17 protein-coding genes are annotated in these 23,502 nt (G+C 55.7%); 16 read left to right on the top strand and 1 reads right to left on the bottom strand.

What is annotated here, in order from left to right; translation table 11 throughout:
- Positions 1–126: 126 nt before the first annotated feature.
- Entirely contained in the window at positions 127–1,620 is a 1,494-nt protein-coding gene (locus RE6C_RS14175; protein ID WP_236618204.1) for a sensor histidine kinase, read from the bottom strand.
- A 500-nt stretch (positions 1,621–2,120) separates the two neighbouring features.
- Here RE6C_RS14175 and glmS point away from each other — a divergent pair, with 500 nt between their 5' ends.
- From glmS to RE6C_RS14080, 16 genes are all read left to right on the top strand, one after another.
- Positions 2,121–3,974, top strand: a complete 1,854-nt coding sequence (gene glmS / locus RE6C_RS14165; protein WP_008657571.1) for a glutamine--fructose-6-phosphate transaminase (isomerizing) — start codon at positions 2,121–2,123, stop codon at positions 3,972–3,974.
- A 123-nt stretch (positions 3,975–4,097) separates the two neighbouring features.
- On the top strand, positions 4,098–4,295 hold the full coding sequence (locus RE6C_RS14160) for a hypothetical protein (RefSeq protein WP_007328386.1): 198 nt from the start codon (positions 4,098–4,100) through the stop codon (positions 4,293–4,295).
- Positions 4,296–4,465: 170 nt separating this feature from the next.
- The gene (gene leuC, locus RE6C_RS14155; protein WP_008657569.1) at positions 4,466–5,923 is read left to right on the top strand and encodes a 3-isopropylmalate dehydratase large subunit; all 1,458 of its coding nucleotides are present in this window, start codon (positions 4,466–4,468) and stop codon (positions 5,921–5,923) included.
- Positions 5,924–6,095: 172 nt separating this feature from the next.
- Complete coding sequence (gene leuD / locus RE6C_RS14150) at positions 6,096–6,686, top strand: 3-isopropylmalate dehydratase small subunit (RefSeq protein ID WP_008657568.1); 591 nt, start codon at positions 6,096–6,098, stop codon at positions 6,684–6,686.
- Positions 6,687–6,787: 101 nt separating this feature from the next.
- Complete coding sequence (locus tag RE6C_RS14145) at positions 6,788–7,393, top strand: hypothetical protein (protein ID WP_008657567.1); 606 nt, start codon at positions 6,788–6,790, stop codon at positions 7,391–7,393.
- Between the two features lie 109 nt (positions 7,394–7,502).
- Positions 7,503–8,408 (top strand): orotidine-5'-phosphate decarboxylase, encoded by a 906-nt coding sequence (gene pyrF / locus RE6C_RS14140; RefSeq protein ID WP_008657566.1) that lies wholly within the window; start codon positions 7,503–7,505, stop codon positions 8,406–8,408.
- 467 nt (positions 8,409–8,875) lie between these two features.
- Positions 8,876–9,580 carry a cytochrome c3 family protein gene (locus RE6C_RS14130; protein ID WP_008657564.1) on the top strand — a complete coding sequence of 235 codons (705 nt, stop codon included), beginning with the start codon at positions 8,876–8,878 and terminating at the stop codon, positions 9,578–9,580.
- Between the two features lie 70 nt (positions 9,581–9,650).
- Complete coding sequence (locus tag RE6C_RS14125) at positions 9,651–13,049, top strand: TAT-variant-translocated molybdopterin oxidoreductase (RefSeq protein ID WP_008657563.1); 3,399 nt, start codon at positions 9,651–9,653, stop codon at positions 13,047–13,049.
- 61 nt (positions 13,050–13,110) lie between these two features.
- Entirely contained in the window at positions 13,111–14,532 is a 1,422-nt protein-coding gene (gene nrfD / locus RE6C_RS14120) for an NrfD/PsrC family molybdoenzyme membrane anchor subunit (protein WP_008657562.1), read from the top strand.
- A gap of 83 nt (positions 14,533–14,615) precedes the next feature.
- A complete protein-coding gene (locus RE6C_RS14115) occupies positions 14,616–16,148 on the top strand; it encodes a quinol:electron acceptor oxidoreductase subunit ActD (protein ID WP_008657560.1) in 1,533 nt (510 codons plus the stop codon).
- A gap of 120 nt (positions 16,149–16,268) precedes the next feature.
- Positions 16,269–17,510: a hypothetical protein gene (locus RE6C_RS14110; RefSeq protein ID WP_008657558.1), complete on the top strand. Its 1,242-nt coding sequence runs from the start codon at positions 16,269–16,271 to the stop codon at positions 17,508–17,510.
- A gap of 72 nt (positions 17,511–17,582) precedes the next feature.
- Positions 17,583–17,879 (top strand): hypothetical protein, encoded by a 297-nt coding sequence (locus RE6C_RS14105; RefSeq protein WP_008657557.1) that lies wholly within the window; start codon positions 17,583–17,585, stop codon positions 17,877–17,879.
- A gap of 40 nt (positions 17,880–17,919) precedes the next feature.
- The gene (locus tag RE6C_RS14100; protein ID WP_039962081.1) at positions 17,920–18,936 is read left to right on the top strand and encodes an SCO family protein; all 1,017 of its coding nucleotides are present in this window, start codon (positions 17,920–17,922) and stop codon (positions 18,934–18,936) included.
- A 67-nt stretch (positions 18,937–19,003) separates the two neighbouring features.
- Positions 19,004–20,185, top strand: coding sequence for a cytochrome c oxidase subunit II (locus RE6C_RS14095; protein WP_008657553.1), 1,182 nt, complete (start codon positions 19,004–19,006; stop codon positions 20,183–20,185).
- A gap of 100 nt (positions 20,186–20,285) precedes the next feature.
- Positions 20,286–22,028 carry a cytochrome c oxidase subunit I gene (locus RE6C_RS14090; protein WP_008657552.1) on the top strand — a complete coding sequence of 581 codons (1,743 nt, stop codon included), beginning with the start codon at positions 20,286–20,288 and terminating at the stop codon, positions 22,026–22,028.
- Between the two features lie 134 nt (positions 22,029–22,162).
- Positions 22,163–23,455 (top strand): cytochrome c oxidase subunit 3, encoded by a 1,293-nt coding sequence (locus RE6C_RS14080; RefSeq protein WP_008657551.1) that lies wholly within the window; start codon positions 22,163–22,165, stop codon positions 23,453–23,455.
- Positions 23,456–23,502 lie beyond the last annotated feature (47 nt).

The raw sequence follows: 23,502 nt of genomic DNA, 5'->3' as shown, positions 1-23,502 counted from the left end.
CCGCATGTTTCTCGCAAAATCGTCTGCTCCGTCCAAAACCGACGGGAGCAATCACAGCGGCGAAGTGTAAACGTTGATCGCAAACGGCTAAAGGTCCTAAACCGTCACATGAAGCGACGATGAACGTCAGGCCCGCGGTCGCAGAGAGGCGGCTTGGCTTCGAAGGCGAATCGATTGCGCCTTCATTCTCTCGCTCATCCTGCGAAGTTCTTCGTCGAGCCGAGCGGCTGCGACGGGAGAAAACGAGATTTCAGGCGTTCCCAAGCGAACGGAATCGACATCGGGAATGGTTCCGGCAGCCTCCGCGAGTGAGCGGGTGGTCATTGCGTCGATTAACAAACACTGAAGGCTGCGCTCCTGGACCGGCACGATCGACGGTTCGCTCCATTGGAGTTGTGTCGCTGGGGCGACGCGTTGCGACATCATTTCGATTTGTTGCATCCGAGTTGGCATGCTGTGGTGATCCGCATCCAGGGCGCAGACCCAGCTTCTTCGAGAAGTTCGGTAGGCCAGTTCAAATGGGCTGAGGTTGTACTGCAGTGTTTCGTCGAAACGATCAGCCATCTCCATCGTGCATTCGACGTCCGCGGTCACTCGCCCCAGGGCCAAGCGATCGGCGCGGACGGGACGAATGTCATCGGATTGCAATTGGATCTCATGCCAGGACGAAGTGTGCGGCTTGCTTTCAATCCGTACACGATTGCCACCACGAAGTTCGCGTTCGATCGCCTCCGATTCGTCAGATTTCCATTGTTGGATCGTTTGTGGACGTGAACGTGGGCCTCGTCTTTCAGCACGGAATCGTGCGAAACTGGTGGCAATACCGGCCGGAGTTGCCAGCGGCGTCTCGAACACCGCGTCGGTGCCGCTTCCTAGTCGGCTTCGCAGTGTCAGCGTGGAATAGTGCAGCGATGCCATTTGTCGCGAAATCAGCAATCCGAGGCCTTCGCCACCCAGATCGGAAGCGATCCGGTGCGTGCCGCTGAGTTGTTGCAAACGTTGCGGTGAAATTCCTCGACCGCGATCGATCACTGACCAGACCGCGACTCCGCGGCTCAAATCGTCTTCCACCCGGACCAAAATAGGCGAACCAGGCTTGCTGGCGCGTGCCGCGTTGACGATCAGATTGGTGAGCAGACGTGAAAGGATGGTTGAGTCGACCAGCGTGTCAGAAGAGCTCGGTTCAGCACCGTCCCAGTGCAGGTCGATTTGTTTGTCGCTCAGTAGCGAACGGGTGGTCAAAGTCACTGCTTCGCGAATTGCGGTTCGTTTGGTGGCAACGCGGCGGACCCGAGGTGTGCCGGATCGTAAACGTTCAGCTCGAGACAACTCTCCGATCAGCGAATCGATATATTCGCACTGAGTCATCGCTGCTTGTAGAAATTCGACCTGAGACGGAGTCACGTCACCAAGGCTGCCGTCACGAATGACTTCCATCGTGGCCGCGATGCCGGCCAAGGGCGATTTCAGGTCGTGTGCCGTTTCGCTCAGCAATCGGACCGCGGCACCAAGTGGATCGGCTGGTGAATCCATCCCGGTTGCGGGAGCTCTTCGCTGCGGGCGACGAGTGGATCGGCGGGACCGGTCGGTTGTCGGGCGTGATTTGCTGGATTGGGGCATGGTGGCGGTCTTTTGTTCACGGCGGGGCAGTCTTGCGTTTGCAACTAGGCGTATCTCGCTGTGGGGCAGAGAAGACAGTGGCCTGTTAAAGATCGACCGAATTGTCTGGACCGTTCGTCAAATTGACATCAAGTTGCAAGGTGAGACAATTTGCTGAGTGGATTGCACCATCGCGATGTGTTGTTCCCGAAAGAGGCGTTGCCAGGGAAAAAGCTGTTTTGCGAGCCGCATGGCTCCCGCGGATCTGGCAAGATGAATCGATTGATTGGGTTGTTTGCGTTCGATGGAATCATCCAAATCCCTGGCAGCCAAAGGGTTGGATCGAATGTGCCGCAAAAGCCGAATAAAGACCTGTGCCGGTGAATTCTGGCCAAACCAGAGGTTCCGTTCTCGGCGGGCAACGCGAATGCGGCTGGTCGTCTCTTGACGTCGGCCACGGTTGCGCGGGACACAACAAGAATCGTGGACCCCTTTTCTGTCATTCGGTAGCGGCAAGAGTCATGTGTGGAATTGTTGGATACGTCGGTGCGGACCAAGCAGCTGAATTCCTGATCGATGGACTTCGCCGATTGGAATACCGAGGCTACGACAGTGCGGGTGTCGCCATTCACGGCGGCGGCGACATCTCAATCACACGATCGGTCGGTCGGATTCAGGCGTTGGCCGATCGCTTGGGGACGCCAACCGAGGGCACCTTGGGGCTCGGTCACACCCGGTGGGCCACGCACGGTCCGGCCACCGAAGAAAACGCTCACCCGCACATCGGCGGAACCGGCGAAGTCGTGCTGGCCCACAACGGAGTCATCGAGAATTTTCAGGTGCTCAAAGATGAATTGATCGCGAAGGGGTATCAATTCAAATCGGCGACCGATAGCGAAGTGATTGCACACTTGGTCGCGGAAGGTTTGAAGAGCACACCGGCCGATCCGACTCAGCCGAACATGCGCTACGTCACCGCGGTGCAGTGGGCGATCGCTCAGCTGCGCGGCACTTATGGTTTGGCTGTCGCTTTTCGCGAAAAACCGGGGTTGTTGATCGCGGCTCGGTTCGGCAGCCCGTTGGTGTTGGGCGTTGGGCGTGGCGAGTATTTCGTGGCCAGCGACGCATCGCCGATTGCCGGTCGCACTGACCGCATCGTCTATCTCGCCGATCATCAGATCGCCGTCTTGACCGCTGATGGATTCACGGTGCTTCATCGCGACAGCGGCAAGGTGCGAGTGAACATTCAGCCGTTGGCCGAAGACACCGGCGAAGTCAGCATGAACGGCTATGAGCACTACATGCTCAAGGAAATTCATGAGCAGCCTGATTCGCTTCGCAACGCGATGCGTGGCCGTTTGAACGACGAAGATGCGACGGCGGTCTTTGGTGGATTGAACCTGACGCCTCAGCAACTTCGGGGTGTTGAGCGGATCATCTTGACCGGTTGCGGAACCAGTTGGCACTCGGCTCTGGTCGGCGAATACATGATCGAGGAATTCGCACGAATTCCCGTTTGTGTGGAATACGCCAGCGAGCTGCGGTACCGGAACCCGCCAATCGAGAACAACACCTTGGTCTTTGGGATCACCCAGAGTGGCGAGACGGCCGACACGCTCGCGGCTCTGAACGAGACCAAACGGAAGGGGCACCGGACGTTGGCGTTGTGCAACGTCGTCGGCAGTTCAATCGCCCAGGCGGCAGACGGCGGGGTTTACCTTCACGCCGGCCCAGAAATTGGCGTGGCCAGTACCAAGGCATATTCCAGTCAGTGCTGTGTGCTGGCGATGTTGTCGCTCTACTTTGGCCGCATGCGTCACATGAGTTTCGAATCCGGCGGCCGGATCATCGAAGAGTTGCGGCGTTTGCCTGCGGCGGTGGAGCAAGCGTTGACCTGCGATTCTGAAGTTCGCCGGATTGCATCGAAGTATGCGGAAGCCTCCAACGTCTTGTACCTCGGACGCCGTTACAACTTCCCGACGGCCCTCGAGGGGGCTCTGAAGCTGAAAGAAATCAGCTACATCCACGCCGAAGGCTACCCGGCGGCGGAGATGAAACACGGCCCGATCGCGCTGGTGGACAAAGATACCCCCAGCGTTTTCATCATGCCACGCGGAACGACTTACGACAAAGTCATGTCCAACATGGAAGAGGTCAAGGCTCGCGGAGGCCCCGTGATTGCCGTCGCCAGCCACGAAGAGGCTCAGATTCGCCGGATCGCCGACGAGGTCATTATGATTCCGGAAGTCCCCGAATTCCTGCAGCCAATTGTTTCGGCCATTCCTCTTCAATTGCTGTCCTACCATATTGCCGTTTTGAGGGGTTGTGACGTTGATAAGCCCCGTAACTTGGCGAAAAGTGTGACGGTTGAGTAAATTTCACGGTCAAGCGATTTCACATCCCAACTAGGGTTTCACTAACCAGAACATTGCTCCTAGTCTCATTGGCGGCGGTTCTGACTTCATTCCTTTTAACACTTGCAGCGGAGTTCTCCTGAGATGAACGATCGGGGTTTGAGCTACAACTCACGCAAAGCACTCATGGTCCACATTGGCGAAACGGCGGGAGCCGAGATCGCGGATTTGATCAACAATCTCTTGGAAGAGGTGGACGAACTACGCCGAACCAAGGTCAGCATCACGCGAATCGTTCCTGGCCAGCAACCGGTTCAAGAATTCATCGAAGAACCCGTCTGATCCGAAGATCGGCCTCCACAGCGAGGTTGATCCTGGGCAAGGTGGGTGGTGGCCTAGGATCACAACTTCTGTCTCTGCTTTGAGTTGACAGGTTGCCCCTCAGTGTCGACAGTGTCGGGTTCCCGGGATTGAAATCCCAGTTTTCCCCACCCACGCTCGTCTCACGATCCATGTCTGACGCTTCTTCGACCGCTCCCAGCCAGGCGGGAGCCACTTCTCAATCCACCGGCAGCCGAACGTTGCTGGACAAAATTTGGGACCAGCATCTGGTTCACGCTCCCGAGTCCGGGCCCGCGATCATCTACATTGATCTGCACCTGGTCCATGAAGTGACCAGCCCCCAGGCGTTCGAGGGATTGCGGATCAACAACCGCCCCGTTCGTCGTCCCGAACGCACCATCGCGACCCCCGATCACAACGTTCCCACTTCCGATCGCAGTCTGCCAATCGCTGACCCGATCAGCCGCAAACAGATCGAAACGCTGCGAGAGAACTGCAAGGAGTTCGGCGTTCAGCTGTTCGACATCGATGACGTGCGCCAAGGAATCGTGCACGTGATCGGCCCCGAAAACGGTTACACCCAACCGGGCATGACAATCGTTTGTGGCGACTCTCACACCGCAACGCACGGCGCGTTTGGTTCGCTCGCGTTTGGCATCGGGACCAGCGAAGTCGAGCACGTTTTGGCGACGCAAACGCTTCTGCAGTTCAAGCCGAAGACGTTCGAACTTCGCGTCGATGGCGAATTGGCCCGCGGAGTGACCGCGAAGGACATGATCCTGTATCTGATTGGCCAAATCGGAACCGCGGGCGGAACAGGCTACGTCCTTGAGTTCACCGGAGACGCCGTTCGCAACCTGACGATGGAAGAGCGAATGACGGTCTGCAATATGTCGATCGAAGCCGGGGCTCGCGCCGGCATGATCGCTCCCGATCAAACCACGTTCGACTATCTGCGTGGGCGCCCAGAATGCCCCGCTGATTTTGATGCCGCGGTGGAAGCATGGAAGAAACTGCCATCGGACCCCGGTGCGGCTTACGATCGAAGCAATGTCTACAAGGGCTCGGACATCCGGCCTCAGGTGACCTGGGGAACCAACCCGGGTCAGGTTTGCAGTGTCGATTCGGTGGTGCCATCACCGGGTGACAGCACCGACGTCAACGTTCAGAAATCGACCGCTTCGGCGCTTCAGTACATGGATCTGAAGGCCGGCACGCCGATCACCGAAATCGAAATCAATCGAGTGTTCATTGGTTCTTGCACCAACGCCCGCATCGAAGATTTGCGAGCAGCAGCGGCCGTGATCAAGGGGCATCACTGCAGCGAGAAAGTCAACGCGATGATCGTGCCCGGCAGTGGCAGGGTGAAGTTGCAAGCCGAAGAAGAGGGTTTGCACAAGATCTTCACCGATGCGGGTTTCGATTGGCGAGAAGCCGGTTGCAGCATGTGTTTGGCGATGAACCCGGACAAATTGGCTCCGGGCGAACGTTGTGCCAGCACCAGCAATCGCAACTTCGAAGGTCGCCAAGGCAAAGGTGGCCGAACACACTTGGTCAGTCCCGCGATGGCTGCGGCGGCCGCGATCAACGGTCACTTCGTCGACATTCGCGATTGGGATTATCGCTGAGTTGCCAACCGGTGATTCAGCTCGACCATGAGCGGCTAGCGACACACTGCTAGCCTTTTGTTTTCTGTCTTCACGCCGGCACCGGGGCGAGCACCCCGCGGCGACTAAACCATCCCTTCATCGCTAACAGCTAAGAGCCAATCGCTCATAGCTGAAGCCGCAGGCTTCCATCATGCAAAACTTCACCGTACACCAAGGCGTTGTGGCAACGCTGGATCGTGCCAACGTTGACACCGATCAAATCATCCCCAAGCAATTCTTGAAACGCATCGAGCGAACCGGTTTCGGCCAGTTCTTGTTCTTCGACTGGCGATTCTTGGAAGATGGCGAGACCGAGAACCCTGAATTTGAGCTGAATCGCATCAACGTCAAAGGGGCGTCGATCTTGCTCACGCGTCAGAACTTCGGCAGCGGTAGCAGTCGCGAGCACGCCGTTTGGGCGCTCGATGACTATGGTTTTCGTGCCGTGATCGCTCCTTCGTTCGCGGACATCTTTTTCAACAACTGCTTCAAAAACGGCGTTCTGCCGATCGCGTTGTCCGAAGAAGACGTCGAAGAGTTGTTTCAGCGAGCCGAGAAGGGAAATCCCTACCAGTTGACCGTCGATTTGGAAAACCAGGTCATCACAGATGGCCAGGGCTTCGAGCGTTCGTTCGAAGTCGACGAAAGTCGCCGCCACAACATGCTGCACGGTCTCGATGACATCGCGCAAACGTTGTTGCACGAAGAGAAAATCACCGCTTTCGAAGAAGCCCGCGGCTAGGCATCGCCTTATCGATGCGTTGACGCGTTTCTCTCTTTCGCTCTCTCATTCACCTTCGGTAGACCGGAGGCGTTGAGAGTTCGAATCGCGGGAGAACGCAGATGCCTTGGAATGACATGGGAATGGCTCGTGAAGGTTTGTCGTTGATGGCATCCTTCTTTGCCGTCGCGTCGACCTTCTATTTCTGGTTGGTTCGTGCCAATCGCGAACGTGCCAAATTAGCCGCCTGCACCGTCACGGGTCTGCGTGGCACGATGTTGATGGCGATGGAGGACACCGCGACCTATCGGCGGGTGGCGCCTGGCGACAATGAAATCGTGCTGAAGTACTGGCTGAACTTGGCGATCGTGAACAACAGTTCCTTGCCCAACGCATTGTTGGGAATCAAGGTTTGGGTGAAGTTCATTGACGGCCGTTGGCATGCCATGGATGTCGCTTCGGCCGATCCGGAGGCGGATTTGTTCCCGCAGAATGTCGATCCTCTGACCACCGCCGGCATGAAGTTGACGCTGGCAACCAAATGTGAAGGCAGCATCGGCGGCGGTTTTCGCGAACGAGAGTGTGCCGCGGGCGATGCGTTGCCGGAGCTAGTGCCAGTGCGAGTCGAGTTGGAGGCTCTGCAGGGCCAGACCTTTGTTAGCGAATGGCTGGATGACGGGCGGTTGTTGCAGCGTACGACCGAGCAGTCTGGTTTGGCTGCTGCTTGATCGCCTTTGTGCGTCTTGGGTGAAAAGTCGCGGAAGCTGGGCCGACAGTTTGCCCGAAATCCGATAGCATTCCGATTGTTTGGATTCAGACTTCAACGGGGTGTAATTGATGACATTTGCCACGCAGCTCAATGCGGCAATCTTGCGGACCGGATCGGTGACTTGCGTGGGGTTGGACCCGCGATTGGAGCAGCTGCCCAAGCCGCTTCGAGAAAGCGTTTCCGAGAACCGCAAGGATTCCGTCGCGGCTGCCTACACGCAGTTTTGCTGTGAGATCATCGACGCGGTCGCGGGTTTGGTGCCCTGCGTGAAGCCTCAGGCGGCTTTTTTCGAGCAGCTCGGCCCGGCCGGGATGGTTTCGCTCGGCGAAGTCATTGCCCACGCGAATCGAGCCGGATTGATCGTTATCACGGATGGCAAGCGGAACGATATCGGCAGTACCGCAACGGCTTATGCGGACGCTTATTTGGGCAGTGCAGAACCAGAGCGATCGCCATGGGGAAGTGATGCGTTGACGGTCAGTCCCTATTTGGGACGAGACAGCCTGGAACCCTTTGTAGAGGTGTGTGACCGACGAGCGGCGGGCATCTTCGTTCTTGTGAAGACGTCAAATCCCGGCGGCGGCTACCTGCAGGATCTCAGCGTCGATGGAAAGACGATCTATCAGTCCGTGGCTGAGTTGGTCACCGAGCTGAACAAGTCTCGACTGGACGCCGATGGCTACGGGCCGGTTGGTGCGGTCGTGGGAGCGACTTACCCCGAACAGCTAGTTGAGCTGCGAAAAGCGATGCCGCATAGCATTCTGTTGGTGCCCGGGTTTGGGGCTCAGGGCGGATCGGCCGACGATGTGCGTGCGGCGATGGATTCCAATGGGGCCGGGGCAGTCGTGAACAGTTCGCGGCACATCATCTTCGCTCATAAACGGGAAGAGTTCTCGGTCGCTGCGGACGAAAGCAATTGGCAGGACGCGGTCCGAGCGGCAACCGTTCAGATGAATGAACAGCTGAAGGGCTAGGGGGGGAGACGCCGGGCGCCCCTGTTCGGCGAGAAGTTGGCTCCATCGCAGGGATAAGGGGCTCCTGCGTTCACCTCGTGCAGCGATGCTGCTCATCAATTCTGCGTAGCGGAAAGGCTGTCTCTGCGAGTTCCCGAGATTGCCTCATTGCCCCAGGTTTCGGTTTGGATGCTTGCGGAGAGTGCTGCGCAGATGCGTAGACGGGTGAGTCGGGCAGTCAATGGCCGATATTGTCGACCGAGGTTCGGTTTTTTGTGCGACACAATGTCGCTGATCGTTCGCTGGCCTTGCCCTCGCAGGTGTTTCCGACTGATAATCCCGGCCCGCGCTCGGAAGAGTTGCGCGGATGCTCTATTACTTTTTCTTGTCTCGTCAACGTTGCTCGGTCGTGTTGCACTCGGGGTGATCCCTCAGGTGAGAAATGCGGTTCGGGTTTGGTTTCCGTTGGCGTGTGATTTGGATCGATCATGAAACGTTTTTTGTTTCCACGTTGGGTCAATCCCTTCTTGGGCGTTCTAGGACTGGCCATTGTTGGCGGAGGCGTGTACGCCGCTGCCATGGGTGGATTGGTCACGGACCCTCAGACTCTCAACGTGGGCTATCAACCGACTCAACCGGTCCCATTTAGTCACGCGATTCACGCGGGACAGTTGAAAATGGATTGTCGGTATTGCCATAACACCGTTTTTGATGCCGCCCACGCTGCTGTGCCTCCAACGGCAACCTGCGTGAACTGTCACTCGCCTGCCGCTGAGAACGGTCAAACCGCTTTGGGTGCGGTTCACACCGACAAAGCCAGCTTGGCACCAATCCATGAAAGCTGGAAAACCGGCCGCAGCGTTGCTTGGAAGCGAATTCACAACCTGCCTGAATTCGTTTACTTCAATCACGCCGCACACGTGAATTCTGGCGTCAGTTGCGTTTCCTGCCACGGACGCATCGACCAAATGGAAGTCGTGTACCAACACGAGCAACTGTCGATGGCATGGTGTATCACTTGTCACCGCAACCCGAACGAACACCTGCGCCCGGTTGAGTTTGTCACGAAGCTCGATTGGAAAGCGGAAGACCACGATTGGGGTGAATTCGCCAACCAGGAAGAATTCGCGAAAGCCCATCGAGAAGAACACAACATCAATCCACAAGTCCATTGTGCGGTTTGTCACCGATAGTCCATCGAGAACAACTGGCCCGCTGAATTCGGCTGACTCACCGCAAACTGAACTGAGAAGACTTTCCTCCATGACCACTTCGACCCAAGACGCCGGTTTCGATTCCTCCGAAGCCTCCTCCTCGTCCGCTGCTGGCAAACCGCAGTACTGGCGAAGCTTGTCGGAATATCGTCAAGACGACAAGTTCGTCAACGATTTTCTGCATCGCGAATTTCCGGTCGCGGCGTCGGAATTCCCCGAGGGTGTGTCGCGTCGTCGATGGATGCAAATCATGGGTGCTTCGCTGGCCATGGCCGGCGCAGCTGGGTGTCGTTATCCAGAAGAACTGATTGCGCCATTTGTGCTGCGTCCCGCTGATCGGGTTCCAGGCGAAACGTATCAAGCAGCAACCAATTTCGAACTCGCCGGTGAGGTCCAGCATCTGCTGATCACTTGCGTTGACGGTCGCCCGATCAAAGCCGAGCCCAATACGACTCACCCCGCAGGCGGCGGAGCTGGAACTTACGCGCAAGCATGCGTCCTCGGGTTGTACGATCCGGATCGAGCCCGCGGCGAAGCCGGTGTGCCGATTCAGTTCGACAAAACTGAAAAGCGTCGCATCGAAACCGACTGGGACTCGTTTGCAAACTACGGTCAAGCGTTGCTGCGTTCGGTTGGCGATGGCCAGTCGGTCGCCGTGATGATGTCGCCAACGACCTCGCCCACCACGTTGCGAATGATCGGTGAGTTGCAAAAGAAATTGCCCGCCGCATCGGTTTGCGTCTACGACCCGATCGATGGTGGCTTGATGAACGAAGCCACCCAGCGTGTCTTCGGCAAACCAGCTGCTCAGAAGTTTGATTTCACCGAAGCGGAAGTCATCGTTTCGTTCCAGTCGGATTTCCTGGGCAATGATGCTGGAAGTCAAAACAATTCACGCACGTTCGCGGCCAAACGCGATCCGATGCAGGAAGAAACGAAGGGCGAGATGAGTCGTCTGTACGTCGCCGAAGGCGGGTACACGACCACCGGAGCCGCCGCCGATGTTCGCATCGCGATTCGTCCCAGCCAGATGAAGGCTGTGTTGGCGGAGCTCGGACGCCGTGTTGAAAAGGTGAAAGCCGGCGAAACACTGGGCGAACAGTACGACCTTGAAAACCTTCCCGAAGACGGTGCTGCGTACAACGAAATCGACGCCGCGGCTCGATTGGATCGATTCCTGAACGCAGCCGCAGCCGACTTGGCCGCCGCTGGCGACAAGGGAGTCGTGGTTGTCGGCGAAACATTGGGTGCCGACGCGATCGTCGCGGGCATCGATATGAACTCAAAACTCGGTTCGCTGAGTTCGATCCAAACCTTCCGTCCGATTGCCGGATCGGAACTGAAGAATCAGATCTCGCTCAAAGACGCGTATGGTCGAATCAACAGCGGCGATTTGAGCACGGTCCTGTTTGTTGACACGAACGTCGTTCATACCGCTCCTGGTGATTTGAACTTCGCCAAGGCTCTTGAGCGAGTCGAACACTCGATTTACTTGGGCATTTACGACGATGAGACCGCTGAGAAGTGCGGTTGGTCGTTGCCGATGAGCCACCCTCTGGAATCCTGGGGTGACTGCGTCGGAATCGATGGTCACTACGGCATTTGCCAACCACAAATCATGCCACTTCTCGGTGGTCGCTCCGTCGCAGAAGTCCTCGCGTTGATGCTGGGCCAAGAAGTGACCGACGGTGAGAAACTGGTCCGCCGCACCGCGGATTCGGTTTCCGGATCGGCTATCAGCGATCGTCAATGGCGAAAGCTGTTGCACGACGGTTTCTCAGAAGACGTCGTTGTTTCCGCTGAAGAAGTTTCCGCTGGCGACGTTTCGGTCGAGCTGCCAGGTGAACTTCCTGAGATCACACTGGACGTCGATCAAGACGACATCGAAGTGATCTTCACCGCATCGGAAGCTCTCTACGACGGGCGTTTCGCAAACAACGGTTGGTTGCAAGAACTGCCACAAGCCCTGACCAAGTTGGTTTGGGACAACGCGGCGGTCATGAGCCCTCGTACCGCGAAGAGTTTGGGAGTCAAACACGGTTTGATGGTCGCGATTCGTCGAGACGATGCTTCCGTTGAATTGCCCGTTTACGAAATGCCTGGCTGTGCACCCGGCGTGATCACCACCCAGATCGGCTACGGCCGGACTCGCGTGGGTGCCGTTGGCGGTTCGGACGAAATGGGAGTCGACCCAGTCGGCGTCAACGTTTCGCCAGTCCGGTTGACGGACTCGATGTTGTACGCTCACCCCGTCGAAGCTCGTCCTCGATACACCGAGTATGAATTGGTCACGACCCAGGATCACTGGGCGATTGATGAGCTTGGACGTGACGAAGCTGAAACCCGCAGTTTCAGCCTGATTCGCGAAGGCACCTTGGAGCTGCTCAAGAAGCTGCCTGAATTCACGGAAGCCAAGGGACCCCACGTCCCGAAAGTTGGCGAAGAAGGTTCGCTTTGGAAAGAACCGATCAACACGATCGAAGAAACCAAAGAAAAGATTCCCCAGTGGGGCATGTCGATTGACTTGACCAAGTGCTTGGGCTGCAACGGTTGCGTGATTGCGTGCCAAAGCGAAAACAATGTGCCAATCGTTGGAAAGGAACAAGTCGGCAACAGTCGTGAGATGCACTGGTTGCGGATTGACCGTTATTTCCAAGGCGATCCAGACGTCGCAGATGTCGTCCAAGAACCCGTCGCTTGTATGCATTGCGAAACCGCACCTTGCGAACAGGTTTGCCCTGTCGCGGCGACGGTTCACACCGACGAAGGTCTCAACGCGATGACCTACAACCGATGCATCGGGACTCGGTACTGCGGGAACAACTGTCCCTATAAGGTTCGCCGATTCAACTACTTCAATTACAACAAAGAAGTTGGTGTTGGCTACGGTATCGATGCTTACCCCGGATCAATCGAAAACGCCAACCGCAAATTGCAACAATTGGTGCTCAACCCCGATGTCACCGTTCGCGGTCGTGGGGTCATGGAAAAGTGCACCTACTGTGTTCAACGCATCGAGCACGCCAAGATCGATGCTCGCAAGGATGGCGGCCGTCCGGTTCGCGATGGCGAGATCGTCACCGCTTGCCAAGCTGCTTGCCCAACCAACGCGATCGAATTTGGCAACGTTGGGGATCCGGAATCCGCTGTTTCAATCGCAAAGGACGACCCTCGCAGTTATGGCATGTTGAGCCAGCTCAACGTCAAACCGCGAACGACTTACAAGGCTCGAATTCGCAACACTCCTTTCGCGTTGATGACTCGTTCGCAAATTGACGATTTGTCGCTCGAGAAACCGCATCACGGCCATGGCGAGCATGGTCACGATGCTCACGGCAGCGACGATCACGGCCATGGCGAAGGCGAACACGGTCATGACGATCACGCTCATGGCGAAGAAGAGCACACCAGGAACATGACTCGTCCGTTCCAGTTGCCAATCGTCTAGGGATTCACTCCCTGCCCCGCATTCCTACTCCGAAATCAACCCTCCTTTTTCAGCCCTTTCCATGTCTCTCGCAATCCCAAACGGACTGGATAATTCGAACGATCGGCCCGGTCAGCGTGCACCGCTGGTCCTAGGCGATACGAATTATCACTCGATCACCGAAGCGGTCTGCAAGATCGCCGAGCAACCGCCGTCTCGCGCGTGGGTGATCGGGTTTTTGGTATCCGTCCACTTGGCGACCATGTTGGGTTTGTGCATCGCATACCTGATTTACACCGGGGTTGGTGTTTGGGGTAACCGAGCGCCGATTTTCTGGGGTTGGCCGATTGTCAACTTCGTGTTCTGGGTCGGTATCGGTCACGCTGGAACGCTGATCAGTGCGATTTTGTATTTGTTCCGACAAGAGTGGCGAACAAGTATCAACCGGACCGCCGAGGCCATGACGATTTTCGCCGTTGTTTGTGCGGGCACGTTCCCGGGCATTCACGTCGGTCGAGCTTGGCTCGCATTTTGGTTGGCCCCTTACCCCAGTTTGAACCTTTGGATGTGGCCTCAATTCCGAAGTCCACTTTTGTGGGACGTTTTCGCGGTTTCGACCTACGCGACCGTTTCGTTGTTGTTTTGGTACATGGGGATGGTTCCCGACTTGGCAACCTTCCGTGACCGCAGCAAAAATCCTTTCCGACGTGCTGCCTACGGTGTTCTTGCACTCGGATGGAGTGGATCGTCGCGGCACTGGATGCGATACGAGAAGGCTTACGCCTTGCTCGCCGCTTTCGCTGCTCCGCTGGTTTTGTCGGTGCACACGATCGTGTCCTTTGACTTCGCGGTTTCGCAAGTTCCTGGCTGGCACACGACGATCTTCCCACCGTACTTCGTTGCCGGGGCTATCTTTTCCGGCTTCGCGATGGTGATCACGCTGATGGTCCCTGCTCGCTCGATCTTCAATATCGAAAAGTTGATCACGATCCGGCACTTGGAAAACATGTGCAAGATCATCCTGACGACCGGACTGATCGTCGGTTTGGCGTACGGAACCGAATTCTTCATCGCTTGGTTTGGCCAAGTCCCTGAGGAAAAATTCGCGTTCGTCAACCGAGCCTTCGGCCCCTACTGGTGGGCTTACTGGACGATGATCGCCTGCAACGTGATCTCGCCCAATATCTTTTGGTCGAAGAAGGCACGGACAACGCCTTGGATCATGTTCGTAGTCTCGATTTTCGTGAACATCGGGATGTGGTTCGAACGCTTCGTCATCACGATCACGAGTCTTTCGCGTGACTACTTGCCAAGTGCTTGGGCTTACTTCAGCCCAACGTGGGTCGATTGGTGCATGTTGATTGGCTCGTTTGGATTGTTCTTCACCCTGTTCCTGTTGTTCTGCCGATTGATGCCGATCGTCAACATGGCAGAAACCAAGGCGACACTCGCTAAAGAATTGCACATGGCTCATGCCGACCATTCGCACGAGGGCGACCACTGAGTTTGTTAGCCGCGTTCTCGCGGTCGACGCCTCTTTGACGTGCTGAATCCTGATCACTGAAAACTGTTCATTGAAATTTTCCCATGACTGAATCCCAACCCAAACCGCAGACGGTCGCCGACGACAAAAAGGTCCACGGTGTCGTCGCTGAATTCACGGATGTCGATTCGCTGTTGGCAGCCTGTCGTCGTGTTCGCGACGCGGGCTACACCAAGGCGGATGCGTTCACGCCGTTCCCGGTTCACGGGATCGACACGGCGCTGGGGATCAAACCAACCATTTTGCCGTGGATTGCTTTAGCGGCTGGTTTGAGCGGTACCACGATCGCACTGTTGATGCAGATCAGCTTGAATGGTCAAACCGACTTGTTCGAAGGCATTCAGTACCCATACATCATCTCGGGCAAGCCCTTCATCTCGTTGCCGGCCTTTATCCCGGTCACCTTTGAGTTGACGATTCTGCTCGCATCGTTCGGAACGTTCTTCGGCATGTGGGCGTTGAATGGCTTGCCGCGGTTCAGCAACCCGATGTTCACCAGTCCACGTTTTGATCGTGTGACCGACGACACGTTCTTCCTGTTCCTGGATGCCAAAGATTCGCGATTCGACGAAGCCGGAGCGAAAGCGTTGCTGGGTGAACTCGGTGGCGAATATGTCGAGCCGGTATTGGAAGACGATTCGTCCAAGGTCATTCCAAAGGGATTGTTGATCGCGTTGGCGACAGTAATTTGCCTTTCTTCGATTCCTGCACTGGCTGTATTGCGGATGCGGGTGACTAAAAGTAGTTCGCCTCGTTTCCACATCTTCCCCGACATGGACTTCTCGCCTTCGAAAGACGCGCAGCAAACGACGACTTTGTTTGCGGATGGTCGTGCGATGCGTCCTGATGTTCCGGGAACGGTTCGCCGTGGCGAGATGGATTGGGACTTGAACTTCAAGACCGGCATCGACATGGATAAATTGGCCAGCATCGATCCACCTCGAGCGGCCCAGTTGGTTGCCATGCAATCCGACGTCGCCGTGGATGGAGAAGACGAAGTGGTTTCAGAAGCCGGTGCCGACGAACCAGCGGAAGAACAGGACGGTGAAGCAGCCGAGGCATCCGAGCCAACTGCGGAAACGAGTGCGGCTCCCGTCACCGCTGACAACACACCTTGGTTGAGCGAGAACCCGCTTGAGCTGAGCGAAGAAGCTTTGGCTCGCGGCCAACAGCAATTCAATATTTACTGCTCGGTTTGCCACGGCATGAACGGTCGAGGAAACGGATTGGTCAATCGTCGTGCTCAGAAGATCTTGGCGACGACCTGGACGCCACCATCGAACATGCACGACCCGACGCTGTACTCGGACGTTTACCCCGACGGCAAGTTGTTCAGCACGATCACCAACGGTGTTCGCAAAATGCCGGGTTACGCGTCGCAAATCAAGGCGAAGGACCGCTGGGCAATCGTCGCGTACGTGCGAGCATTGCAGGTTAGTCAAAACGCATCGTTGGAAGACGTTCCTGAATCCGAACGAACAAAAATTGAAAGAGAACAGGCCGAAGTTCAGGCTCAATTGAAAGCCGCCGCGGAAGCCGAAGCAGCCAAGGCGGCAGAAGCCGCCAGTGCCGAGTAGTTGTTCCTGTGGTCGGCTGGCGGGGCACCGCTTTTGCCGAGAACAAAGAACGCCCGACGCCGGACAATCCGGCAACGAAAACAGTCATTTCATCACTTAGTCTCAGCCCTCACATTTCCCATGTCACATAAAGCGGTCGCTATCAAGCCTGCCGATGACCCGGCATTCCAACTTCCCGCCTCTTTGGCCGGGTTGTCGCTGCCCATGATCATCGGTGGCATCGTGGCACTGGTCGGCGGTGCGTTCTTCTCCAACTCTGCCATTGGCGGCCGATTTGGGATGTCATCGTACTTGGTGGCTTACATGTACTGTCTGACCCTCGCGATTGGGTCGCTGTTCTTCGTCTTGATCCAGCACCTCACGCGTGCGGGTTGGAGCGTTGTGGTTCGACGAGTTGCTGAGCTGATGATGATCATGGTCATCCCACTCGCTTTGTTGTTCATTCCCATCGCGGTCTCGGCATACACCGGTTCGCTGTACGCTTGGTCTGTCGAGGGATACCAAGCCGACCATGGAATTCCGGATGCAATTTGGAAAGAGAAATCGCTCTGGTTGAACCCGAATTGGTTTGTTTTTCGTTCGCTGATTTATTTGACCGTTTGGTGTGGAATCGCTGCGTGGTATTACCGCGGTAGCCAACGACAGGATGAAACCGGCGAAATCACGATTACCGAAAAGTTGCAGGCTCGCAGCGGTCCCGCTGTCATCGCATTCGCGTTTTGCACGTCATTTGCTGCTTTCGATTGGGTGATGAGCCTCGCTCCGATGTGGTTTTCGACCATGTTCGGCGTTTACATCTTCACCGGCAGCATTTTGTCCGCTCACTGTGCGATCTGCCTGTTCAGCTTTTTGCTGCAACGTGCTGGTGCGATGCGAGACGAAGTCACCGTGGAACACTATCACGACTTGGGCAAACTGATCTTCGGATTCATTTGCTTCTGGGGATACATCTCCTTCAGCCAATACATGCTGATCTGGTACGCCAACATTCCTGAAGAAACGCACTGGTTCTACACCCGTTCGACCGATGGATGGTTCAACGTTTCGGTCCTGCTGATGGTCCTTCACTGGGGCCTACCATTTGCCGGCACGATGAGCCGCCACGTTCGTCGCCGCCCTTGGTTGATCACAAGCTGGGCCGCTTACATTCTGGTTTTGCACCTGATTGATCTGTATTGGATCATCATGCCCGAAGCTGGCGTGGGGCTGGGCGGCGCAACCGGGATCATCGCGACGTTGGTCTGCGTGATCGGAATGGTCGCATTGATGTTGGGCCTGATGCTCAAATTGGCCGCCGGAACTCGTGTTGTTGCAGTTCGCGACCCTCGATTGGGTGAGTCGCTGGCATTCGAAAATTTCTAAACCGTTCTGCGTTTTGCGGCAATTTGCCGCTGGTCGGACACCACCCATCTCCTTTCTACTGAATCCTTACTCATGGCAGCCTACGACGACCTCAATGTCAAACGAATCGCGGTCATTAGCGTGATCTCGATCTTGGTCACTGCGGTTACCGTGTTAGCGGTCCAGGTCCTGTATTTCGCGATGGCAGACATTGTCGATGGACGAAAGGTTCAATCGGCTTCGTACACGCGGCAAAATGCGGTGCTGGCGGAGCAATCCGACGAAATTTCGCGTTATGGCGTGGATCCAGATACCGGGAATGTGACTATCCCCGTTGAAGACGCGATGAAAAAAATGGTCAAGGAAGCTGGCTCGCACGACGAAGCCTGAGATTTCCGATCCTCCCACCGTTCACTTGAAAACCACTTTGATGAAAACGCACTTCACCAGCCGAACGACCAGCCACTTGCCAGCGGCAAGTTGGATGCTCGGCGTTGCTTGGGTGGTGCTTTTGGTCGGTGGTGAATCGAAAACCTGGGCTCAACCCAGCACACGTGCGGACGACCAAGGTGCCGATGTTCTGTTGAACGACGGTATTCCGAAGGGAGTCGAGAACGTGACGGTCGAACAGCGTTTGGGCAACCAATTGCCCGGCGATATGAAGCTGATCGACTCGAAGGGACGCAAGTTGACGCTCAGTCACTACTTGGATGGAGAACGGCCATTGATTTTGACGCTGAACTACAGCAATTGCCCGATGCTTTGCAATGTTCAGCTCAACCAGTTGGCGCAGTCCCTCGACAAGATGGACGATTTGAAGATCGGTGAGGACTTCCAGTTGCTCAGCGTTAGCATTGATCCGACTGAAACCGATTTACGCCTTCGCGAAACCAAGCAGCGTTACGTTGAACAAGTGCCATCGCATTCGAAAGCCGATGAGGGATGGTCGTTCACGCGTACCACCCAAGCCAATGTGAAACGATTGGCCAAGGAAGTTGGTTTCTCGTACAAGTACAACCCTCGCACCAAAGAATACGCACACCCGGCGATGCTGGCGTTCGTCTCACCTGACGGTGTGATCACTCGGTACTCACTCGGCGTTGCGTTCCCACCTGATCAAATGAAGTTGGCATTGGTCGAGGCTGGCCAAGGCAACGTTGGTGACATCGTCGATCAGTTTGTGCTGTGGTGTTACAGCTACGACCCAAACGAAAACAGCTATGTGCCACAAGCTTGGAAGATGATGCGAGCGGGCGGCCTGATCACCATCACGTTGCTGGGACTTGCTCTGTTGCCTTACTGGCTGGGCCGGAAAGGTTCGCCATCGAATGCAGCTGGCGAAGAAACACACGACGGAAACGTCAGCTCGACCGCCGGTTCCGATGATGCGTCGGGATCAGCACCTTTGAAACCAACGCAGTGGCATTTGTCCGGAAATGCCGACTGACCATCGCTTGCGAATTTCGCGACACCAGACAACCGAATCCACTGCGACCTGAAAATCATTCACTCAAATGTTTCCTGCAATCGAATCGCTCGCTATGACGTTTCCAACTTTGTTGGCTGACACGAACGCGGACTTTTGGTTTCCCATCCAAGGTTCATCGTTCGCCGAAGAAGTTGATTGGGTTTACGACCTGATCCTATACATCAGCTTGGCATTCTTCGTGCCAATGATGGCGTTCATGGTTTGGTGCCTGTTCAAGTACATCAAGGCTCGCGGAACGAAGGCGGAAAGCCAAATTTCGCACCACACCACGCTGGAGCTGACTTGGTCGATCGGTCCTTCGGTGTTGTTGGTTTGGATGTTTGTCCAAGGCTCGATTTCGTTTTTGGACATGCGGACACCGCCGGAAGGTTCCTACGACATCGGCGTCCAAGCCTTCAAATGGGGGTGGACGATGGATTACGGGAACGGCACGTTCCATCCTGAATTGCACATCGTCAAGGATGAGCCGACCAAGCTTTCGATGCGAAGCACGGACGTCATTCACAGCCTGTTTGTCCCTGCGTTCCGGGCGAAGAAAGACATCGTGCCAGGCCGGTACAACTACATGTGGTTCAAACCCACAGTTGCCAGCGAAAAGATCAGCGACGAGGCACTCGCCAAGCTGAAAAAGCAAAACGAAGGAACCACCTGGGATTACGACAAAGTCCACACGATCCAGACCGAGGATGGCGAGCGAGAGCTACAAGTTACCCCAGAGGGTTACACGTTCTTCGATTTGTACTGCACCGAGTACTGCGGTAAGAACCACTCGGAAATGCAAACGGTTGTCGTGGTTCACGAAACACAAGCTGAACTCGAGGCATGGATCAAAGCGAACAGCAGTCGCGGTCCTATTCCGATGGAAGAGTGGGGCGAGTTGCTCTACGCCCGCCGCGGTTGCTCCGGCTGTCACTCCGTCGATGGATCGAAATTGGTTGGACCATCGTTCTTGGATCTTTACGGCAGCCAGCACGCGTTGACGACTGGCGAGAACCAGCTCGTGGACGAGAACTACGTTCGCGAATCGATCATTGCTCCTAAGGCGAAGGTGGTGGCTGGGTATCAGCCCGTCATGCCGAGCTACAAGGGGCAGCTTAGCGACGACGATATTGATTCGATTATCGCTTACCTAAAATCGATCAGCTCAAACGCGCCGACACAACCGGCGGGTGCCGAGGCTGAATCGGAAGAAGAATCGGCGGAATAATTCGTTTAGAAAAGCGGGCTGATTCGGTAAACTGACTGAAAGCCTTGTCAAAAGCACACAATCACCGACACGTTTTACGGTCTCCAGAAGGGACGCCAATATGTCCAACGCAACACTCCCAGCGGGCGCTCGCGACCCCGGTTATCCAACCGAACGCGAAAACTACCTGACCAACTCCTCGGGCATCCTCAGCTGGATGTTCACGCTGGATCACAAACGCATCGGTTTGATGTATTTGATCGGCGTGATGAGTGCATTCGCTGTCGGTGGTTTGCTCGCGCTTGCCATTCGTTTGCACTTGCTGGATCCAAACGGTTGGATGTTCTCGGGTGCTGAAGCGAACAATATCTATAACCAAGTGTTCACCCTTCACGGGGCGATCATGGTTTTCTTGTTCATCATTCCGAGTATCCCAGCGGCATTGGGGAACTTTCTTGTTCCGGTGATGTTGGGGGCAAAGGATGTTGGCTTCCCCCGGCTGAACCTGAGTAGTTTTTACTTGTGGGTTTTCGGAGCTTTGTTCTTCGTCACCGCGCTTTTCAGCAGCGGCTTGGACACCGGTTGGACGTTCTACACGCCCTACAGCACGACCACTGACACGTCGGTGATTTTGGCGACCTTGGGTGCGTTCATCCTGGGCTTCAGCTCGATCTTTACCGGATTGAACTTCATCGTGACGATCAACACCATGCGTCCCCCAGGGATGACTTGGTTCAAGATGCCTTTGTTCCTGTGGGCAACCTACGCGACCAGCATCATCCAAGTCTTGGCCACACCAGTGCTCGGTATCACGTTGCTGTTGTTGATCGCCGAACGCACGATGCACATTGGGATCTTTGATCCGGAGTTCAACGGTGACCCGGTCACTTACCAGCACTTTTTCTGGTTCTACAGCCACCCCGCTGTGTACATCATGATTTTGCCAGCCTTCGGCATCATCAGTGAGCTGATCAGCGTCCACAGTCACAAACACATCTTTGGCTATCGCTTCATCGCCTATTCCTCGATCGCGATCGCTCTGCTGGGCTTTTTGGTTTGGGGACACCACATGTTCACCGCGGGCATGAGCTCGCTGACGACCATTGTGTTCTCTGCGTTGACGTTCACCGTGTCGGTGCCGTCGGCGATCAAAGTGTTCAACTGGTTGGCGACGATGTACAAGGGCTCGATCAGCCTGACGACGCCGATGTGCTATGCGATTTCGTTCATCTTCTTGTTCACGATCGGTGGTTTGACCGGGTTGTTCCTCGGAACGCTCGCGACTGACTTGCACCTTCACGACACGTACTTTGTGGTCGCTCACTTCCACTATGTGATGGTCGGTGGAACGTTGATCGCTTTCCTCGGTGGCGTGTTCCACTGGTGGCCGAAGATGGTCGGGAAGCTTTATAATGAAACTCACGGCCGAATCGCCGCGTTATTGGTGTTCCTCGGATTCAATGGCACATTCTTGCCACAGTTCGTTTTGGGTAGTCGCGGGATGCCTCGTCGCTACGCCACCTACGATCCGGAATTCGCTTTCTTGCATCAACTGAGCACATTCGGTGCGTTGTTGCTCGGCGTTGGGCTGCTCTATGCTTTTGTCGTGCTGATGGTCTCCCTGGTCAAAGGCCGACGCGCACCTGCCAATCCATGGGGTGGCGTGACTTTGGAATGGCAATGCACTAGTCCTCCACCGTATTACAACTTCGAGCGTCCGCCGGTTGTTGGCGACCCCTATGATTTCCACAATCTGGAATGGGACGCCGAGAACGAGCGTTACGTGACAACGGAGCCAGAACGCAAACTGGTTCCTGAATCGACGCCCGAAGAGGTTCCCGTCCACGCTGGCGGCCAGAAGTAGTTCAAATTTGCCCTGCGTCGAATTGTCCATCTACTTGGATCGTGCGGCGTTCGGTTGCAGTTGTTATAAATCCCGCGGCATCCTTTTGGTGCCGCTTTCCGTTTTGAACCAGTCCACACGTCGGCCCACCGCTCATGGCAACGATCGACTCAGTAACCACTTCCACCGATGCTCACGCGGATGATTCGCATGGGCACGATCACGATCACCCATCATGGTTGGCGCACCATTTCGATACCCCCGAGCAGCAATTTGACAGTGGCAAGCTAGGGATCTGGCTTTTTCTGGTCACCGAAATTTTGTTCTTCAGTGGGATGTTCTGTGCCTACGCGATCTTTCGGATGCTTCGCCCGGAAGTCTTCGAGGGATGCAGTCAGTTCCTTAATACGAAATTGGGTGCGATCAACACCGGCGTTCTGCTGTTCAGTTCGCTGACGATGGCGTGGGCCGTTCGATGCTCGCAAACGGAAGAGCACAAGAAGTTGGTCGCGTTGATTGCGACGACGCTCTCCTGTGCGATGGTCTTCTTGGGTGTGAAGTCGATCGAGTACTCTCACAAATGGGGAATGGGTCTGCTTCCTCCTGGCTCGTACTTCTATAGTGCCGCCAATGAACATCCGACCGCACAACAGCTGGTTGAAATTCACGGCTTTTCGGAGTCGATGGCTTACTTCCTGACGAACAGCTTGTACTTCATTTGCGCCCCATTTGCTTTGGTTGCCGTTGCTGTACTCGTATGGCTAATTGTGGCCAAAGTTTCGGGCAACGCGTTTCAATATGCTTGTGCAAAGCCTTTGTTGGTAGTTGCCTTGAGCTTCTTTGGCGGCGTTGGGCTGGGCATGATTCTGGAATCAGGTGGTGAGCACCACGAAGGCGAACATGTTGCAGCGGCCGGAGATCATTCTGACGCGGAGCATGGCGAACACTCAGGCGATGATCACGGAGACAGCGGTCACTCGCACTCGATTGCTTCGGACCACTCAGAGGCATCGGCTGACGAAGATGGGGCGACGATGGTGGAATCACCGTTGGGTGATGACTACGCCGCAGTGAAGTTGTTGGCCGAAAACGAAACCAACACGGGGCTGAAAGACTTGGTTGCGGCAGAGCGAACGCAGCAGTCGATCGCGACTGGCAAAGTGCTGACTGATCCTGCAGCCAGCGACGTAGGTATCTCAACCGTTGAAAGCGAGGTGAACACACCCCGTCAGGCCGGTGTTTTCTTCGGTATCTATTACTGCATGACCGGTGTTCACGCGATTCACATTCTGGCCGGGATTGGAGTTCTGGTCTGGCTGTTGATTCGTGCGGTTCGTCAGGATTTCAATCGTCAGTACTTTGGCCCGGTAGACTACGTCGGTCTGTACTGGCACTTGGTTGACTTGATTTGGATTTACCTGTTCCCGCTGTTGTATTTGATTCGCTGATACGTTCGCCGATTCGTTTTTCCGCACACTCTCTCAAATTACGACCC

This window comes from Rhodopirellula europaea 6C (assembly GCF_000338295.1).
Taxonomy (GTDB): Bacteria; Planctomycetota; Planctomycetia; order Pirellulales; family Pirellulaceae; genus Rhodopirellula; species Rhodopirellula europaea.
Note: the sequence above shows the minus strand (reverse complement) of the source record. Positions and strands in the feature narration are given on the sequence as shown.